Here is a 16137-nt window from a genome sequence, read left to right as displayed (position 1 = left end):
GCGAATCCTGTCCAGGTTCTGGTAGCCTAGTCGCTTATGTCCGATGCCCGCGAAGCCCCACCAGCCCTGGATCTCAAGGCCAGCCTGAAGCGGCCCCTGAAGGTGGCCCTGGCCGTCGGCGTGGCCACCGCCCTGATCACCCTCTTCATGCCGAACTACTACCGTTCCGAGGCCCGGCTGCTGCCCGTGGATGCCAAGGGAGTCGGCGGCCTCGGCAACCTGGCGGCGGCTGCGGCGGCCTTCGGGGTGAGCGTGCCGGGGGGCGAGGGCACCGACGCCAATTTCGTGGATGTGGTGAACAGCCGCTGGCTGCGGGAGCAGCTGATCCGGACGGAATTCCAGTACCACCTCCGCACCTGGCGGTTTGGCGGAGAACAGCTTCGCAAGGGCACCCTGTACGAATACCTGAAGGCCACGAATATGGATCGCGCGGTCAAGGATCTCAATCCCATCCTGTCCGCCTCTCGCGATATCAAGTCCAAGATCATCACCATCAGCGCGGAAACCAAATCCCCCGAGCTGTCCCAGGCGATCGTCCAGCGGGCCCAGCAGCTCCTGGATGACTTCAACCTCCAGAAGACCCACACCCGGGGGGGCGAGAAGGCCGCCTTCGCTGAGGCCCGTCTTCAGGAGGCCCGCCGGCGCCAGGACGAGGCCGAGACGGCCCTTCGCCGGTTCCTCGAGGCCAACCGCAACTACCAGACCAGCGCCGATCCCGGCGTCCGCCTCGAAGGCAGTCGCCTCGAGGCCGAGTTCCGCCTCCGCCAGCAGCTGGTCACCACCCTCGCCCTCAACCGCGAGCAGGCCCTGCTGGAGGAGAAGAACGACATCCCCATCCTGAACGTGCTGGACCCCGGCAACCTGCCCATCGACAAGAACCGGCCGACCCGGTCCACCATTGTGCTTCTCGTCATGGTGCTGGCGGGCGCCGGGACTTGGATCTGGATGAACTGGGAATGGGTTCGGTCCCGGGTGCTGGAAACGGACGAGACAGTGCCTCCCACCCCCGAGGCGGGCTCTTGAAAGGGCCGGTTCCCCGGAACCTGGCGATAGGAGAATTATGAGTACCAAACCCATCGCGCTCATCACCGGTGTGACCGGCCAGGATGGAAGCTATCTGACTGAGCTGTTGCTGTCCAAGGGCTACACCGTCCACGGGATCATCCGGCGCTCCTCGCTGTTCAACACCGACCGCATCGATCACCTGTATGTGGATCCGCACCAGCATCCGAACCTCTTCCTGCACTACGGGGATCTGTCGGATGCAGGCGCGCTGCGGGATGTGCTGGAGGACATCCAGCCAGACGAGATCTACAACCTCGGCGCCCAGAGCCATGTGCGCGTCAGCTTCGACCAGCCCGAATACACAGTCGATGTGGTGGCCGTGGGGGTGATCCGATTGCTGGAAGCCATTCGGAGCTACCAGAAGCACAGTGGCCGGAGCGTCCGGTACTACCAGGCCGGCAGCTCCGAGATGTTCGGCAGTGCCAAGCCCCGCCAGCACGAGGACACCCGCTTTCAGCCACGCAGCCCCTACGCCTGCGCCAAGGTCTATGCCCACTACCAGGTGATCAACCACCGGGAAAGCTACGGCCTCTTCGCCTGCAATGGCATCCTCTTCAACCACGAGAGTCCCCGCCGCGGCGAGACCTTCGTCACCCGCAAGATCACCCGCGCGGCCACCCGCATCAAGCTGGGCCTGCAGGACAAGCTCTTTCTCGGCAACCTGGATGCCAAGCGGGACTGGGGCTTCGCGGGCGACTACGTGGAAGCCATGTGGCGCATGCTTCAGCAGGACGCTCCGGACGACTACGTCGTGGCCACGGGCGAAAGCATCAGCATCCGCGACTTCCTGGACCTGGTGTTCGGCCGCCTGGACCTGGACTGGCAGCGGTACGTCGAGATCGATCCCCGCTACTTCCGCCCCGCCGAGGTGGATCACCTGGAGGGCGATCCCGCCAAGTCCCGCAAGCGGCTGGGCTGGGAACCCAGGACCGATATCCGGACCCTGGCTGCCATGATGGTGGATTCAGATCTCAGGCTGGCGGAAAAAGAGGTGGTTCTTCGGGCAGCCGGGCATGGCGGGACCTCGAGGGTGGGGTTCTAGGCGGGTTCGGAACCGTGTCGGAGGGCCCATCAGACGGGAACGATGGCGCGCTCCTTCCAGGAAGGCAAAGGGGGAGGCGGCTTGGAACGCGATTCGAGAATCTTCATCGCCGGGGCGCGGGGGCTGGTCGGGTCCGCGGTGGTCCGGCGCCTGCGGCAGGAGGGGTACGACAACCTCCTCGCACCCACCCGGGATCAACTGGATCTGACCCGCCAGTCGGCGGTCGATGCCTTTTTCGAGCGCGAACGGCCCGACTACGTCTTCCTGGTGGCCGGGAAGGTGGGGGGGATCCACGCCAACAGCACCTATCCTGCCGATTTCATCCGGGACAACCTCCTGATCCAGGCGCTGGTCATTGATGCGGCCCACCGGTTCGGGGCCCGAAAGCTCCTGGATCTGGGGTCTTCCTGCATCTATCCCAGGCTGGCCCCCCAGCCCATGACTGAGGACTGCCTGCTGACCAGCGCCCTGGAGCCCACCAACGAGTGGTATGCCATCGCCAAGATCGCGGGGCTCAAGATGTGCCAGGCCTTCCACCGGCAGTACGGCTTCAGGGCCATCAGCCTGATGCCCACGAACCTCTACGGGCCCGGGGACAACTTCGACCTGAAGAACTCCCATGTGCTGCCCGCCATGCTGCGGAAGTTCCATGACGCGAAGGCATCGGGGGCTTCCGAAGTGGTGCTGTGGGGGACCGGCTCGCCCAGGCGGGAGTTCCTCTACGTCGACGACTTGGCCGATGCCTGCCTGTTCGCCATGCAGACCTACGAGGGCGAACAACTCCTCAACGTGGGGACGGGGGAGGACCTGGCCATCCGGGAACTCGCCGAACGGGTGGCCGAGGTGACCGGCTTCACGGGCCGCATTACCTGGGATTCATCCATGCCTGATGGCACCCCCCGGAAGCTGCTGGACGTTTCACGCATTCACGCGCTGGGGTGGAAGGCGAAGACTGACCTTCCTGACGGAATTCGTCTTACCTACCAATGGTTTCTCGAAAATAAGACAAACATTTCCAGCAATATTGTTAGCTAAGGAATGATTACCCATCTCTTCCTTTGGGTTCCAAGAGTGGGCTGACTGCGTCGTTCGATGATCTTTGAACCTGTTGGTATGCCACACTGCGATCAATTAATAATCACGTGAGTAGGAAGTGGACGCCGGAAGGATGCGAACCAAAAAAGGGCATGGCAGTCTCGGGTCCATTAGATGGTGAGCTCATCCTCAAACACTCTCACCCCAGAGGTGTCCTCCGGTAGCCGTCGCGATCTGACTCAATTGCAACTGGGTATCCCTGAACTTGATAGGCCAAGGAACAGTGAGTATGGAATAGCTAGACCTTTAGGGCGCCAGGAATGGATGGTGAGGTTGAAAACAATCTCATGAATGAAGATGAAGGAAAATGAACAAAGAACTGATCAGTCATCAACTTTCCCACCCACTCACCCTGGGAGGAGGGGCCTTTCATTTGTCTCAACCAGAAAGCCGGAACAGGAATGTTGGTTCTTCAGTTATAAGGGAGAATCAAATCTTTCTAAAGCTGGTTGGGCTATTAAAATTAATTTTATTATTGTTGGTGGTTATTTCCTTCTCAACAGACATCAGACTTTCTAGTGGATTGTCGGTCGATCCCAACGCTCGACCTACCTTTCAACTATTTGAATTTTTCGCAATTCCATTATTTTTTATTTTAATGGCAGAGTGGCTGATCGAACAAAAACGGAGCAAATTGTTTCTAAAGACAGATTTATTGTTTTTGTCGTTTGTAGTATGGGCATCATTGATATCCTGGAATGCGTATGATCCCTACCATGCACTTTCTCGCGCCAAGGATTTCTTCTTGGCGTGGGTCCTCTTTGCCTCGGTACGAGGCCTAAACTCGGATCAGTTACGCAAGGTGATGGTGCTTGTAATGATCCTGGCTGTCGGATGGTCTCTTTTTGGCGCCATGCAAATGCTGCAATTGGATCCTTGGTTTGGCAGCGATTTTGGGAAATTATTTAAAATTGCAGTTAGCTGGAAAACGGTCGTAAACCCGATTACGGGTGAAATGAAGGACTCGGCCTTTGCGCAAGGAATCTATCTTTATCCACAGGACTTTACCTACTACATATTGATGCCATTGTTTCTATTTGCCGGCTTGGCTAAGCGAAATAGGAGGTGGATCCCTCTTTTTATATTGGTTTTGGCGGCAATGGTGGGCAGTGGGTCAAAAACATTTTATGTAATGGTGTTGTTATACTTTATGTGGGCTGCACTTAGGCGATTAAAGATTCAAAGTCTGCCGGCGATCCTTATGTGCGCGACTGCTGTTGTATCGGCACTTGTTGTTGGGACTTTCGCATTAAACCCTGAATATTATATGGAGGCGATAGGTACATTGGTCTGGCGTTTCGAGCAGTGGTCAGACACAATAAATATGTTATTTCATGCTCCATATGTGTTTATTAGTGGTCATGGCACGGAGTATTTGCAACAAAATTTTTCAAGATTTAATTATCCTAACCCGCACAATGCATGTCTATATTTTCTGATTGAATATGGCGTTATTGGCTTCTTTCTGATGGCTTGTTTTATGTGGTTTAGTTTGAGAGGGTGTCATTCTCGACTTCGGGTACTACCGGCTGGCGCTAAGGATACTCAAGGGACTTCATGGATCACTGGACTAGAGCCTATGATGTATTCCGGCTTATTGTTCACACTGGCGATGGCCATACTTGACGATTATTTTGTTCAAACACAGTTAACTGCGTTATTTATGTTTTACTTGGGAGTGTTGTCAGGTCTACTTTGGAGGGTGCGGGTGAATGCCCCACGGTATATGGAGAATCCCTAAAGCAAAAATGCTGAGTTGACGGTAAATATTTAAATAATAATATCTTTACATTGGTGATAATATTTTTATAAAATGACTAAAGATTATAGTTCGAACTTAATAAAGTCGGCTGAGGAATGAGTGTAATTTGTGTTTACAGTTTTTGTTCTCTAGATGGGATGTTATGAGGAATCGCCTTGCATCAGGCCAAAATTTGGGATCTAACAGTGGCTCAAGCGAAGGAGCGCGTAAATCAATATCAAATAATGTAAAAGCTGTTGTGCTTCAAGTTATATTCAATGGTGTGCTTGTCTTTATCTTGTATCGATATCTGTATTATAAACTCGGTGTTGAACAGATTGGCATCTGGTCCCTGGTGCTCGCGACTACCTCGATTTCACGATTCGGCGATATGGGGTTGTCGGCCGGGGTGGTCCGGTTCGTTGCCCAGGCCTTGGGGCAGAACGATGGCAAGCGTGCCGCCGACATCATCCAGACGGTGGTCCTGACCATCGGGGTCAGCATGGCCGTCCTGCTGCTGGCCGGGTATCCTCTGTTCACCCGGGCCCTCCATTACGTCATGCCCGCGCGCAGCCTGCCTGTGGCGGTGTCGATCCTGCCTTATGCGTTGGCTTCCCTGTGGTCCCTTCTGGTGGTGGGCGTACTCAGCGGGGGGCTCGATGGGTGCATGCGGATGGACCTGCGGGGCCTCCTGATGGGGGGCTCTTCGGTGGTCTATCTGGGGTTCACGGTCCTGCTGGTTCCCAGGATGGGGCTGCGGGGAGTGGCCCTGGCCCAACTCATTCAGACAGCTGGTCTGGCGGTGATCATGTGGGGAGTGCTCAGGCGCCAATTGCCTGATTTGCCCTGGGTTCCCTGGCGTTGGCAGTATCGCGTGATCCGGCAGATGTTCAGCTACGGGGCCAATTACCAGGTGATCACCTTCGCCGGCATGTTGTTCGATCCGGTGGTGAAGGGGCTGATCAGCCGGTTCGCCGGGCTGGGAGCGCTGGGTTATTTCGAAATGGCGAACAAACTCATCTCGCAGGGACGTTCCATCATCGTCGAGGCCACCCGGGTGCTTGTCCCGGCCATGGCCGCCCTCCAGGAGCGGGATCTGGACCAGGCCACGGAACTGTTCGTCAGGTCCCATCGGCTGACGTTCTATGTGTCGGCGGTCTTCTACGGTCTGCTGGGCGTGGGGCTCACGGTGGCCAACCTTCTCTGGATCGGGCACGCCGAAGTCCTGTTCGTGCAATTCGGGCTTCTGATGAACCTGGGGTGGTACGTCAATACGATCATGAAGCCGGCCTATTTCGCCAACATGGGGTCGGGGGACCTGAAATCGAACGTCGTCAGCCATCTGATCGTCCTCTTCCTCACCCCCATCCTGGGGGCAGGACTTGGCTTCTACTTTTCCGGCCTCGGAGTGGCAATGGGGACCGCGATCAGCCTGATCCTAGGGAGCCTGTACGTGCTGGTGTCGTACTTCCATCACGCAGGATTGAACTGGCGGAAGAACCTGATCCCGAAGGGGATGACCCTCCTTTTCCTGTCGAGTCTGGGCTTGCCGGTGCTGTCAAACCTTGGAGTGGGACAATCGGAAGGGTTGGCGAGGGCAGCCATCTTCGCGGGGCTGGGCTGCCTGCCTCTCCTGGTCCTGGCCTGGGTGAATCCGGAGCGGTCTCTGCTTTTCCGAAGAGGGGAGCCGACATGAACATCGGGTGGATCAAGGCCTTGAGGTTTTCAGAAATCAGGTATGACCAGTGGCGCCGATCGGTCGGGGCCTTGCCCCAGGAGGACATGGACCGCCTTCGGAGGCGAGAGCGCATGCACCGGGCCCTGACCTTCCTGCGTGCGATGGTCAGGCTCCCCATCTCCATCCTGAGGGGCGTCGGCCACGGGGTGGCGATCCTCGACGAATTCGACAGGCTGCATTTCTCCCCGCTTCGAAAGGTCAGGCGTGGCATGGACTGTGTCATCGACCGCCAAACCTGGCTGGTGAACGGCCACAGCATCCGGATGGGGGACTTCGTCAAGTTGAGTGCCTTCTCGACCATCATGGCGGGAGAGAAGGCCAAGGTCGAGATCGGGGCCAACACGATCATCGGGCCGGGCGTGGTGATCGTGGCCTTCAACCACGGCACGGAACCGAATGGGATCCCGATGCGCTATCAGGACTACAAGGACGAGGAATCCAATTCGATCGTGATCGGCGCCGACGTCTGGATCGGGGCGAATGTGGTGGTGCTCCCCGGCTCACGGATCGGAGATGGCAGCATCATCGGAGCCGGGACCGTCCTCAAGGGCACCCTTCCGCCGGGCACACTGGCCTATGGCGAGACCAAGGACCGATTGCGGATGGTCCCCCGACGTTGAGGCCGCAACCGGCCCCTGCGGTGCCCGCCCCAAAACGCTTCACTAGGACGGAAATCGGACATGACCCCACAACCATCATGCAGGATTTGCGGAAGTGCCTACGGGAAACGCGAGGCCATCGGCCCATTGACCGATCGACGGAAGGGTCTGGAAGGTTCCTGGAGGCTCCGGCCTTGCGGCGTCTGCCATGCGATCGGGATGGATCCCCTTCCCACAGACGAGGAACTCTCGAGCTACTACGCCTCCTATGACCAGGACGAGCGGGTCGACCTCTCCCGGAAGTGGACCTCCGGGTATCCCCGGCTCAGGAAGGCCTTTCATTGGCTGAGCGGTGACGTCGATCCGAGAGACTTCGTGAAGGTCCCGGCCGGGGCTCGGGTGCTGGATTACGGCTGTGGCCATGCCGGCTACCTGCGGGACTTTCATGATCGCGGCGTGTCCATCACGGGAGCCGAGATCGCGGGTCATCTGGTCGCGGCCTGTCGCGAGGCCGGGTTCGACGTGCGGAAAGTGGAGGGATTCACCGAGATACCCTTTGCCGATGGAGAATTCGACATCGTCTATCTGATGCAGGTGTTCGAGCACCTGAGGGATCCCCATCAGTTCATGGAAGAACTGGCGAGAATCCTGAAGCCCGGGGGCAGTCTCTACCTTGCGCTGCCCAATGCAGCGAGTGCGTGGAGGAAGGTGTTCGGTCAGAACTGGGTGAGTGGCTGGTTCGCCCCCTTCCATCTCTTCCACTACGATCGGCAGGCCCTGGCCAGCCTCGCCCGTCAGCACCAGTTCCAGGTGGTCGAAGGTTGGTCCCGCACACCGTCCTCCTGGTTCCGCCTGAACCTCAAAGCCTGGGTCCATGCGGATGACAACCGCGTGGACTGGCGCAGGAGCTGGCTGGACAACCGGTTTGTGGCTTTTCCCCTGATGCTGCTGTTGCGCCTGATCGAGATCCCCCTTCGGGAGCGGGACTGCCTGGTCCTCCACCTGAGGAAGAACGGCGATTCCTGAGATGGAACGTGATGAGATCGAAACCAACCGTGCCGCGAAGGCGGGTCATCTCCCGGGGGGACGCGCCTTGAACCCGAAGGTGGCCGTCCTGTTGACCTGCCACAACCGCCGGGAAAAGACCCTGGCGGGTCTCCGGGCCTTGCTGGAGCCCGCGCCTTCTTGTGCGCCGGACCTGTCGGTCATCCTCGTCGACGATGGCAGTACGGACGGGACTGCCGAAGCCGTCGGGGAGGCTTTCCCCGGGGTGAAAATCCTGCGGGGCGACGGGGCGCTCTACTGGGCCGGCGGCATGCGCCTGGCCATGGCCGAGGCCGATCGCGAGGGTGCGGATCTGCTGGTCTGGCTGAACGACGACACGATCCTGTTCCCGGGGGCCCTGGACCGGTTGCTGCAGGCATGGAAGGAAACGGATCGATCCGGGGTGAAGCCCATCCTGGTCGGCGCGACCTGCGACCGTGACCGGCAGCGCACCACCTACGGCGGTGTCCGTCGCGGACCAAGCTGGCGGCGCCTGAAGTTCTCCACGCTGTCTGTTCCCGAGGCTGGACCCTGCCTCTGCGACACGATGAACGGCAACTGCACCCTGATCCCCATGGAACATGTCCGTCGGCTCGGAGGCATTCATCCGGTCTACCGGCATGCCCTGGGGGATTTCGATTTCGGGTTGAGGGCCACGGCTGCGGGTATCCCGGTGCTGCTGATCCCCGGATGGGTTGGGACCTGCGACTGGAACAGCCCGGCTCATTCCATGCACGACAGCAGCCTTCCGGTGCTCCGGCGTTGGCGACTGGCCATGGGGATCAAGGGCCTTCCCCCGCGGCAATGGTGGCATTTCGTCCGCACCCATGGGGGGGCCCTTTCACCCCTGTTCTTTGTCTGGCCCTATGTCCGTCTGTTGAGTTCGGGCGCCTGGGCGGATCTTCGCCATGGGCTCGGGAGACTCACGAACGGCACCAGGCGGCACCCTCCTGTGGATGAGTCATGACGAAGTGTGAATACCGAGATTCCCTGATCATGGACCCCGCGCCCATCGCCCTGTTCTGCTTCAACCGGCCCGCCCACCTGCGGCGGGTGCTCGAAGCCCTCCGGGCCAATGCCCTGGCTTCCGCCTCCACGCTCTACGTGTTCTGCGACGGCCCCCGGCGCGCCGAGGACGAAGCGCTCGTCTCGGAGGTCCGCCAGGTGGCCCATGCGGCCGCGGGTTTCGCCAGGGTGGAAGTCCGGTGCTCGGCGGTGAATCTGGGACTGGCGGGCTCCATCATCTCCGGGGTGACCGAGGTGGTCGCGCGGCATGGCCGGATCATCGTGCTCGAAGATGATCTGGTCACCTCTCCGTTCTTCCTGACCTACATGAACGAGGCCCTGCGGGAGTACGAGCCGGTCGATGCGGTGGCGAGCATCCATGGCTACCTGTATCCCATCTCCCGTCCGCTTCCGGAGACCTTCTTCCTGCGGGGGGCCGACTGCTGGGGGTGGGCGACCTGGGCCAGGGCCTGGTCCCAGTTCGAGGCCGATGGCTCGAAGCTCCTCCGGCGGCTGGATGAATCCGGCGAAGGGAAGGCGTTCGACTACGGGGGGACCTACCCCTATCGAAGGATGCTGGAGGACCAGATCGCGGGACGCAACGATTCCTGGGCGATCCGCTGGCATGCTTCCGTGTTCCTGAACCATGGCCTGACGCTCTACCCCGGACGCAGCCTGGTGTTGAACATCGGGAACGATGCCACCGGAACCCACTCCAGGAGGACCCGTTCCTTTGATGGGGGGCTCTCCTCCTCCCCGATCCGGGTCGAGCCCGTGCCGGTCACGGCTTGCCTGGAAGCCGAGCAGGCGTTTTCCGATTTCTTCCGGGGCCAACGGGGGGGCCTGCTGAAGCGCCTGGCGAGGCATGTCCTCGGGCGATGGGGGTCGTGATGCGGGCCTGGATCAAGCAATACATCCCCCCGGTACTGCTTCCCTCTCTCCGGAGGATCGCTTCCGAGGGGGTCTGGTTCACCGGGCAGTACGCCACCTGGCCGGAGGCCTCCGCGCGCGCGGAAGGGTATGACTCCGGCAGCATTCTGGAGCGCGTCAGCCACGCCACCGAAAAAGTCGCGGCGGGTGAAGCGGCCTGCGAGCGGGATTCCTTCCTGTTCCCCCGGATGATCTTCCCCTTTCCGATCCTGTCGGTGCTCCTCCGAGCGGCAATCGAGGGTGGAGGAAGGCTGTCAGTGCTGGATTTCGGCGGTTCACTCGGCAGCACCTTCCGCCAGTGCGCCTCCTTCCTGGAGGGGGTCCAGGTGGATTGGCGGGTGGTGGAACAGTCTCATTTCGTCGAACGCGGCAAGGCCCGGTTCGAGACTGAGGCCCTCCGTTTCTACCCTTCGATCGACGAGGCGGTCGCGGCTGGGCCTGTGGACGTCATTCTCCTTTCGAGCGTGCTCCAGTATCTGGAACGGCCGATGGAAATCCTGGGGAACCTGGAGGCGGTTCCATCGCGGTTCCTGCTGATGGACCGGACGCCCTTCAGCGACCGGAAGGACGATTTCCTGGTCGTCCAGCACGTGTCCCCTCGGCTCTATCCAGCAAGCTACCCGTGCTGGGTGTTCTCCCGGGAAAGGATGATCGGCTATTTTTCGAGGCGCTGGGGAAGGCCCGAGGAATTCGAAACGGAGGAGGGGCAGGTCCGTGGCGGAAGGACGCCGATCGTGTTCCGGGGCTGCTTCATCCGGCGGGCGATGAGCAAGGCTGGCGAGGATGGCGTATGAATGCGATTGAAACTGGCCGTCCGGCGACGATCCGGACAGAGCACTTCGTAACCCTTTTCGATCACAAGTTTCTCCCTTATGGCGTGGCCCTGTATTCCTCGCTTGGGGAGCACGTGCCGGACTTCGTGTTGTGGATCCTGTGCATGGATGCGGAGGTGGAGGATTCGCTGAAGCGGCTCGAGCTCCCCAATGTTCGGCTCATCCCTCTGCGGGAAGTCGAAACCGAAGGCCTTCGCGCGGTGAAGGCGGGCCGGTCCCGAGGGGAGTATTGCTGGACCCTGACGCCGTTCACCCCGTCCTTTGTTTTCGCGCGGGATCCTGGGGTCGAGCGGGTGACCTACCTGGATGCGGACCTCTTCTTTTTCTCGAGTCCGAAGCCGCTGTTCGACGAATTCGAAGCCAGCGGCGCGCAGGTACTCATCACCGACCACGGCTTCGCACCGGAGTACGACACCTCAGAAAAATACGGGAAGTACTGCGTGCAGTTCATGACCTTCCGGAATTCGCCGGGTGGGCGGCGGGTCCTGGACTGGTGGCAGGCGCGCTGTCTGGAATGGTGCTTCGATCGGGTCGAGGAAGGGAAATTCGGTGACCAGAAATACCTGGACGACTGGTCCGTGCGGTTCGCACAGGAAGTACATGTCCTGGCCCAGAAGGAACTGGCCTTGGCCCCCTGGAATGCGCGGATGTTCCTGGAGGGGAAAGGGGAAGCACGGACTCCGACCTTTTTCCACTTCCACCGGTTTCGCATCGTCACGCCCAACCAGATGATGGTCTACCGGGGATATCGGGTCGGGATGGAAGCAGAGCGTCTGTACGAGCGGTATGTCGAACGGATGACGGAGGCCCTGTCGCTGCTCGCCAAGGTTGGCATTCCGGTTCCCGTGCTTCCGCTGGGCAGGAACGCGCTCGAAAGGGCCAAGCGACTCATCCTCTTCCTGATGAGAAGCATCCGATTCCACCCCTTTCAACTCGACCCTGGAACCACCGCCCTGCCGCCGAGGAAGGACTGAAGGCTGGCTCATCTTTCCTTGCATGCCTGCCTAAATGGTCTATTCACCATGCTTAAGAATTCATCCCGGATGCGGAGGGATTGGGCCTGGATCGTGATCGTTGGGCCAAATTCTTCTGATACCATTCCCTTTCCGAGGAGCGTTGCGAGGCAACCCGGTTGCCCCAGGCTCGGAGCCGGCTGATCCGGAAGCTACAACGGCGCTCACCCGACAAATCAAACGGATTTGAATGGGTGAGTGGAGGGGGTCTGCCGTTCCGTCCGTTTCCGCCCCCATTCCCGTGCTCCTGCCCCAACCTTGGATCGCGAGTCGGGGCGCTTCTTGAACCTGCCCTCTTTCTGCCTCTCGGAGCCGCCATGAGCCTGCTCGTCGTAGGAAGCGTCGCCTTCGATGACCTGGCGACACCCTTTGGTTGCCGGGAGAACATCCTGGGAGGTTCCGCCAGCTATTTTTCCCTGAGTGCCAGCCACTTCCGGCCTGTCGAGATCGTGGCGGTGGTGGGGCAGGATTTCGGGCCCGAACACTTCAAGGTCTTCGAAGGCCGTCCCATCGGGCTGGATGGGCTCGTCCAGATGCCTGGGCAGAGTTTCCGGTGGAAGGGGACCTACGGCCAGGATCTCAATGAGGCCCAGACCCTCGAGACCCATCTCAATGTCTTCGCAGGGTTCCGCCCCGTGCTCCCGGAAGGGTGCCGGACGGCTTCCTTCCTGTTCCTGGGCAACATCGACCCCACCCTCCAGCTGGACGTGGTGCGGCAGATGGCCCAGCGTCCCCAATGGATTGCCCTGGACACCATGAATTTCTGGATCGAGGGCTCCCATGACGCCCTGCTGGACGTCCTGAAGACCATCGACATCCTGCTGGTGAACGAGTCCGAAGCACGCAGCCTCAGCGGCGAGCGGAACCTGGTGAAGGCCTACCGGAAGATCCGGGCTCTGGGACCGCGCATCCTGGTGGTCAAGCGGGGCGAACACGGTGTCTCGCTGTTCACGCCCGAAGGCTATTTCATGGCTCCAGCATTCCCCCTGGAAGAGGTTCAGGATCCCACCGGTGCCGGAGATACCTTCGCGGGCGGTTTCCTGGGCTACCTGGCTTCCGCGCAGACCTTCGATCTTCAGAGCTTGAAGCGAGCTGCGCTCGCCGGCACTGTCATGGCCAGTTTCACAGTGGAGGCCTTCGGCACCGCCCGTCTGCAAGAGCTGACCTCCGAGAGCATCCAGGAACGCATGCGCCTGTTCTCGGACATGATTCACGTCTCTCACCACTAATCCTCAACGATTCAAACGGAGAAAGCACGATGAAGACCGGCAAGCACCTCTTCACCTCTGAAAGCGTCACCGAGGGCCATCCCGACAAGATGGCCGACCAGATCTCTGATGCGGTCCTCGACGCCGCCCTCAAGGACGACTCCCATAGCCGCGTGGCCTGCGAGACCCTCCTGACGACGGGCCTGGTGCTCGTTGCCGGCGAGATCACGACCGATACCTACATCCCGGTGGCCCAGCTGGTGCGGGATGTGGTCCGCGACATCGGCTACGACCACCACGACAAGGGATTCGACTTCAACACCTGCGCCGTGATGGCCACCATCGACCGGCAGAGCCCGGACATCGCCATGGGAGTCGACACGGGCGGGGCCGGGGACCAGGGCCTCATGTTCGGCTACGCCTGCCGCGAGACACCCGAGCTGATGCCCGCCCCCATCCACTACGCCCACCTACTCACCCGGAGGCTGTCCGAGGTCCGCAAGAACGGCCAGCTCCCCTGGCTCCGGCCCGACGGGAAGTCCCAGATCACCGTGGAGTTCGACGGGGACCGGGTGCGCCGCATCCACACCGTCGTGATCTCCACCCAGCACGACGAGCACATCACCAACGCCACCATCCGGGATTGCGTCCTGAAGGACGTGATCAAGGCGGCCCTCCCGGCCGACCTGCTGGATGACCACACCATCTATCACGTGAACCCCACGGGGCGCTTCGTGGTGGGCGGGCCCATGGGGGACACGGGCCTCACGGGCCGGAAGATCATCGTCGACACCTACGGGGGCAGCGGCCACCACGGCGGCGGCGCCTTCTCGGGGAAGGATCCCAGCAAGGTGGACCGCAGCGCAGCCTACATGGGCCGCTACATCGCCAAGAATATCGTAGCCGCGGGCCTGGCGGACCGCTGCGAGATCCAGCTGGCCTACGCCATCGGCGTGGCCGAGCCTGTGTCCATTGCGGTGGACACCTTCGGCACGGGGCAGGTCTCGGACGAGGCCATCGTGAAGGCCGTGCGCGAAGTCTTCAGCTGCACGCCCCGGGCCATGATCGAGGCCCTGGACCTGCGCCGTCCCATCTACCGCGCCACGGCGGCCTACGGCCACTTCGGCCGCGACGAGTTCAGCTGGGAGCGCACGGACAAGGCAGCCGCCCTCAAGGCCGCCGCGAAGTAGATCAAAGTGGTTGGAACCAGGGCGAGGCGAGCCTTACCGGCCTCACCCTGGTTCCTCCCCTCCCCGATCATTGGAGCGGTATCGAAGGGCTGGCGCCTGACCGCGGACCGGGCCATTTCCCGAAACCATGAACACCCACATCACGTGGGCTATGGAGCAACCATGGACACCCGCAATAAAGGCTTCAACACCAAGCTCGTCCACGCGGGCATCGCTGAGGATGCGCATGGCAGCGTGGTGACACCCATCTACCAGACGTCCACCTTCGCCTTCCGCAATGCCCAGCAGGGCGCGAACCGCTTCGCGGGCACGGAGGACGGTTACATCTACACCCGCATCGGCAATCCCACCACGGCTGCGCTCGAGGAGAACGTCGCCCAGCTCGAGAACGGCTTCGGCGCCACCGCCATGGCCAGCGGCATGGGAGCTGTCAGCACCGTGTACCTCGCCCTGCTCAGCGCCGGCGATCACATGGTGAGCACCGACAGCGTGTACGGCCCCAGCCGCGGCCTCATGGAGAAGCACATGAGCCGGTTCGGCGTCGAGTCCACCTACGTGGACACCTCGGATCTGGAGAACCTCCGCAAGGCCATGAAGCCGAACACCAGGCTGGTCTACGTGGAATCCCCCTCCAACCCCGCCATGTCAGTCACCGACATCGCCGGTGCGGCGGCGATCGCCCACGCGGCCGGGGCCCTGTTGGTGGTGGACAACACCTTCGCCAGCCCCCACCTGCAGAAGCCCCTGGATCTGGGCGCGGACCTGGTGCTGCACTCCGTCACCAAGTTCATCAACGGCCACGCCGATATCGTGGGCGGCATTGTGGTATCGAAGACCGAGGCCCTGCACAAGCAGATCCGCAGCATGCTCGTGAACCTTGGCGCGAACATGGACCCCCACCAGTCGTACCTGGTGAGCCGCGGGCTTAAGACCCTGGCCCTCCGCGTGGAGCGGGCCGAGGAGAACGCCCGGAAAGTCGCCCCCTGGCTGGAGGCCCATCCCCAGGTGGCCTGGGTCCGCTACATCGGCCTCCCCAGCCATCCCCAGCATGACCTCGCGAAGCGCCAGATGACGGGCTTCGGCTCCATGATCGCCTTCGAGCTCAAGGGCGGCCTGGAGGCGGGCCGCCTCGTCATGGACAACGTCCAGCTGGCCGGGCTGGCCGTGTCCCTGGGCGGCGTAGAAACCCTCGTCAGCCACCCCGCGTCCATGACTCACGCCAGCATGGCCCGGGAGAACCGCCTCGCGGCTGGCATCTCGGACGGACTGGTGCGCCTCTCCGTGGGCATCGAGGATGTAGAGGATATCCTCACCGACCTGGACCAGGCCCTTGGGCGCATCGGATAGGACCAACTGACTGATCCAGCCGCATTGTGGCGCGGCGAACACCGCAGGGGATCCGCCGTGCTTACCTCCCCGGCTGCGAGGTGGGCGAGGGCGGCAATATGATCCTGGATGTTGGTCATCGTATGAATAGAGGTTTAAGAGGGGAATCGAGCACATGGGAACTGCCGGGCCGGGGGGGACGGCGGCTCGCCTGTTCCCTCGGACAGCGCCAGGTGCGCAGTACATGTGTCGGATTGGAAAGCCATTTCTGTTCCATCGATTGGCCGGTATCGAGGACCATTCGCCGG

The 16137-nt window shown here is 61.1% G+C and carries 14 protein-coding genes and 1 riboswitch; all 14 genes read left to right on the top strand.

Going from position 1 to position 16137, the window contains the following annotated elements:
* Window positions 1-36 precede the first annotated feature (36 nt).
* The 14 genes from QSJ33_RS11235 (at window position 37) to QSJ33_RS11170 (ending at window position 15850) form a co-directional block, all read left to right on the top strand.
* The gene (locus tag QSJ33_RS11235) at window positions 37-1023 is read left to right on the top strand and encodes a GumC domain-containing protein (RefSeq protein WP_285726126.1); all 987 of its coding nucleotides are present in this window, start codon (window positions 37-39) and stop codon (window positions 1021-1023) included.
* A gap of 37 nt (window positions 1024-1060) precedes the next feature.
* On the top strand, window positions 1061-2107 hold the full coding sequence (gmd, locus tag QSJ33_RS11230; protein ID WP_285726125.1) for a GDP-mannose 4,6-dehydratase: 1047 nt from the start codon (window positions 1061-1063) through the stop codon (window positions 2105-2107).
* Between the two features lie 81 nt (window positions 2108-2188).
* Window positions 2189-3142 carry a GDP-L-fucose synthase family protein gene (locus tag QSJ33_RS11225; protein ID WP_285726123.1) on the top strand — a complete coding sequence of 318 codons (954 nt, stop codon included), beginning with the start codon at window positions 2189-2191 and terminating at the stop codon, window positions 3140-3142.
* A 367-nt stretch (window positions 3143-3509) separates the two neighbouring features.
* Window positions 3510-4943: an O-antigen ligase family protein gene (locus QSJ33_RS11220; protein ID WP_285726121.1), complete on the top strand. Its 1434-nt coding sequence runs from the start codon at window positions 3510-3512 to the stop codon at window positions 4941-4943.
* Window positions 4944-5106: 163 nt separating this feature from the next.
* Complete coding sequence (locus QSJ33_RS11215) at window positions 5107-6639, top strand: lipopolysaccharide biosynthesis protein (protein ID WP_285726119.1); 1533 nt, start codon at window positions 5107-5109, stop codon at window positions 6637-6639.
* Window positions 6636-7301: an acyltransferase gene (locus QSJ33_RS11210; RefSeq protein WP_285726116.1), complete on the top strand. Its 666-nt coding sequence runs from the start codon at window positions 6636-6638 to the stop codon at window positions 7299-7301. The genes QSJ33_RS11215 and QSJ33_RS11210 overlap by 4 nt, the downstream gene beginning before the upstream one ends.
* 198 nt (window positions 7302-7499) lie before the next feature.
* Window positions 7500-8306, top strand: a complete 807-nt coding sequence (locus tag QSJ33_RS11205) for a class I SAM-dependent methyltransferase (protein WP_285726114.1) — start codon at window positions 7500-7502, stop codon at window positions 8304-8306.
* A 1-nt stretch (window position 8307) separates the two neighbouring features.
* The gene (locus tag QSJ33_RS11200; RefSeq protein ID WP_285726112.1) at window positions 8308-9291 is read left to right on the top strand and encodes a glycosyltransferase family 2 protein; all 984 of its coding nucleotides are present in this window, start codon (window positions 8308-8310) and stop codon (window positions 9289-9291) included.
* Between the two features lie 29 nt (window positions 9292-9320).
* Window positions 9321-10220 (top strand): glycosyltransferase, encoded by a 900-nt coding sequence (locus QSJ33_RS11195; protein WP_420801397.1) that lies wholly within the window; start codon window positions 9321-9323, stop codon window positions 10218-10220.
* The gene (locus tag QSJ33_RS11190) at window positions 10220-11053 is read left to right on the top strand and encodes a methyltransferase, TIGR04325 family (protein ID WP_285726107.1); all 834 of its coding nucleotides are present in this window, start codon (window positions 10220-10222) and stop codon (window positions 11051-11053) included. The genes QSJ33_RS11195 and QSJ33_RS11190 overlap by 1 nt, the downstream gene beginning before the upstream one ends.
* Complete coding sequence (locus QSJ33_RS11185; RefSeq protein WP_285726105.1) at window positions 11050-12066, top strand: glycosyltransferase family protein; 1017 nt, start codon at window positions 11050-11052, stop codon at window positions 12064-12066. The genes QSJ33_RS11190 and QSJ33_RS11185 overlap by 4 nt, the downstream gene beginning before the upstream one ends.
* Before the next feature lie 128 nt (window positions 12067-12194).
* Window positions 12195-12278: riboswitch (S-adenosyl-L-homocysteine riboswitch) on the top strand.
* 144 nt (window positions 12279-12422) lie between these two features.
* On the top strand, window positions 12423-13334 hold the full coding sequence (locus tag QSJ33_RS11180; protein WP_285726103.1) for a PfkB family carbohydrate kinase: 912 nt from the start codon (window positions 12423-12425) through the stop codon (window positions 13332-13334).
* Window positions 13335-13363: 29 nt separating this feature from the next.
* Window positions 13364-14503, top strand: a complete 1140-nt coding sequence (gene metK, locus QSJ33_RS11175; protein WP_285726102.1) for a methionine adenosyltransferase — start codon at window positions 13364-13366, stop codon at window positions 14501-14503.
* A gap of 162 nt (window positions 14504-14665) precedes the next feature.
* On the top strand, window positions 14666-15850 hold the full coding sequence (locus QSJ33_RS11170; protein WP_285726100.1) for a trans-sulfuration enzyme family protein: 1185 nt from the start codon (window positions 14666-14668) through the stop codon (window positions 15848-15850).
* The last annotated feature ends 287 nt before the right edge of the window (window positions 15851-16137 follow it).

Source organism: Geothrix rubra, from assembly GCF_030268065.1.
GTDB classification, from domain to species: domain Bacteria; phylum Acidobacteriota; class Holophagae; order Holophagales; family Holophagaceae; genus Geothrix; species Geothrix rubra.
This window is presented reverse-complemented; position numbering and strand designations above follow the sequence as displayed.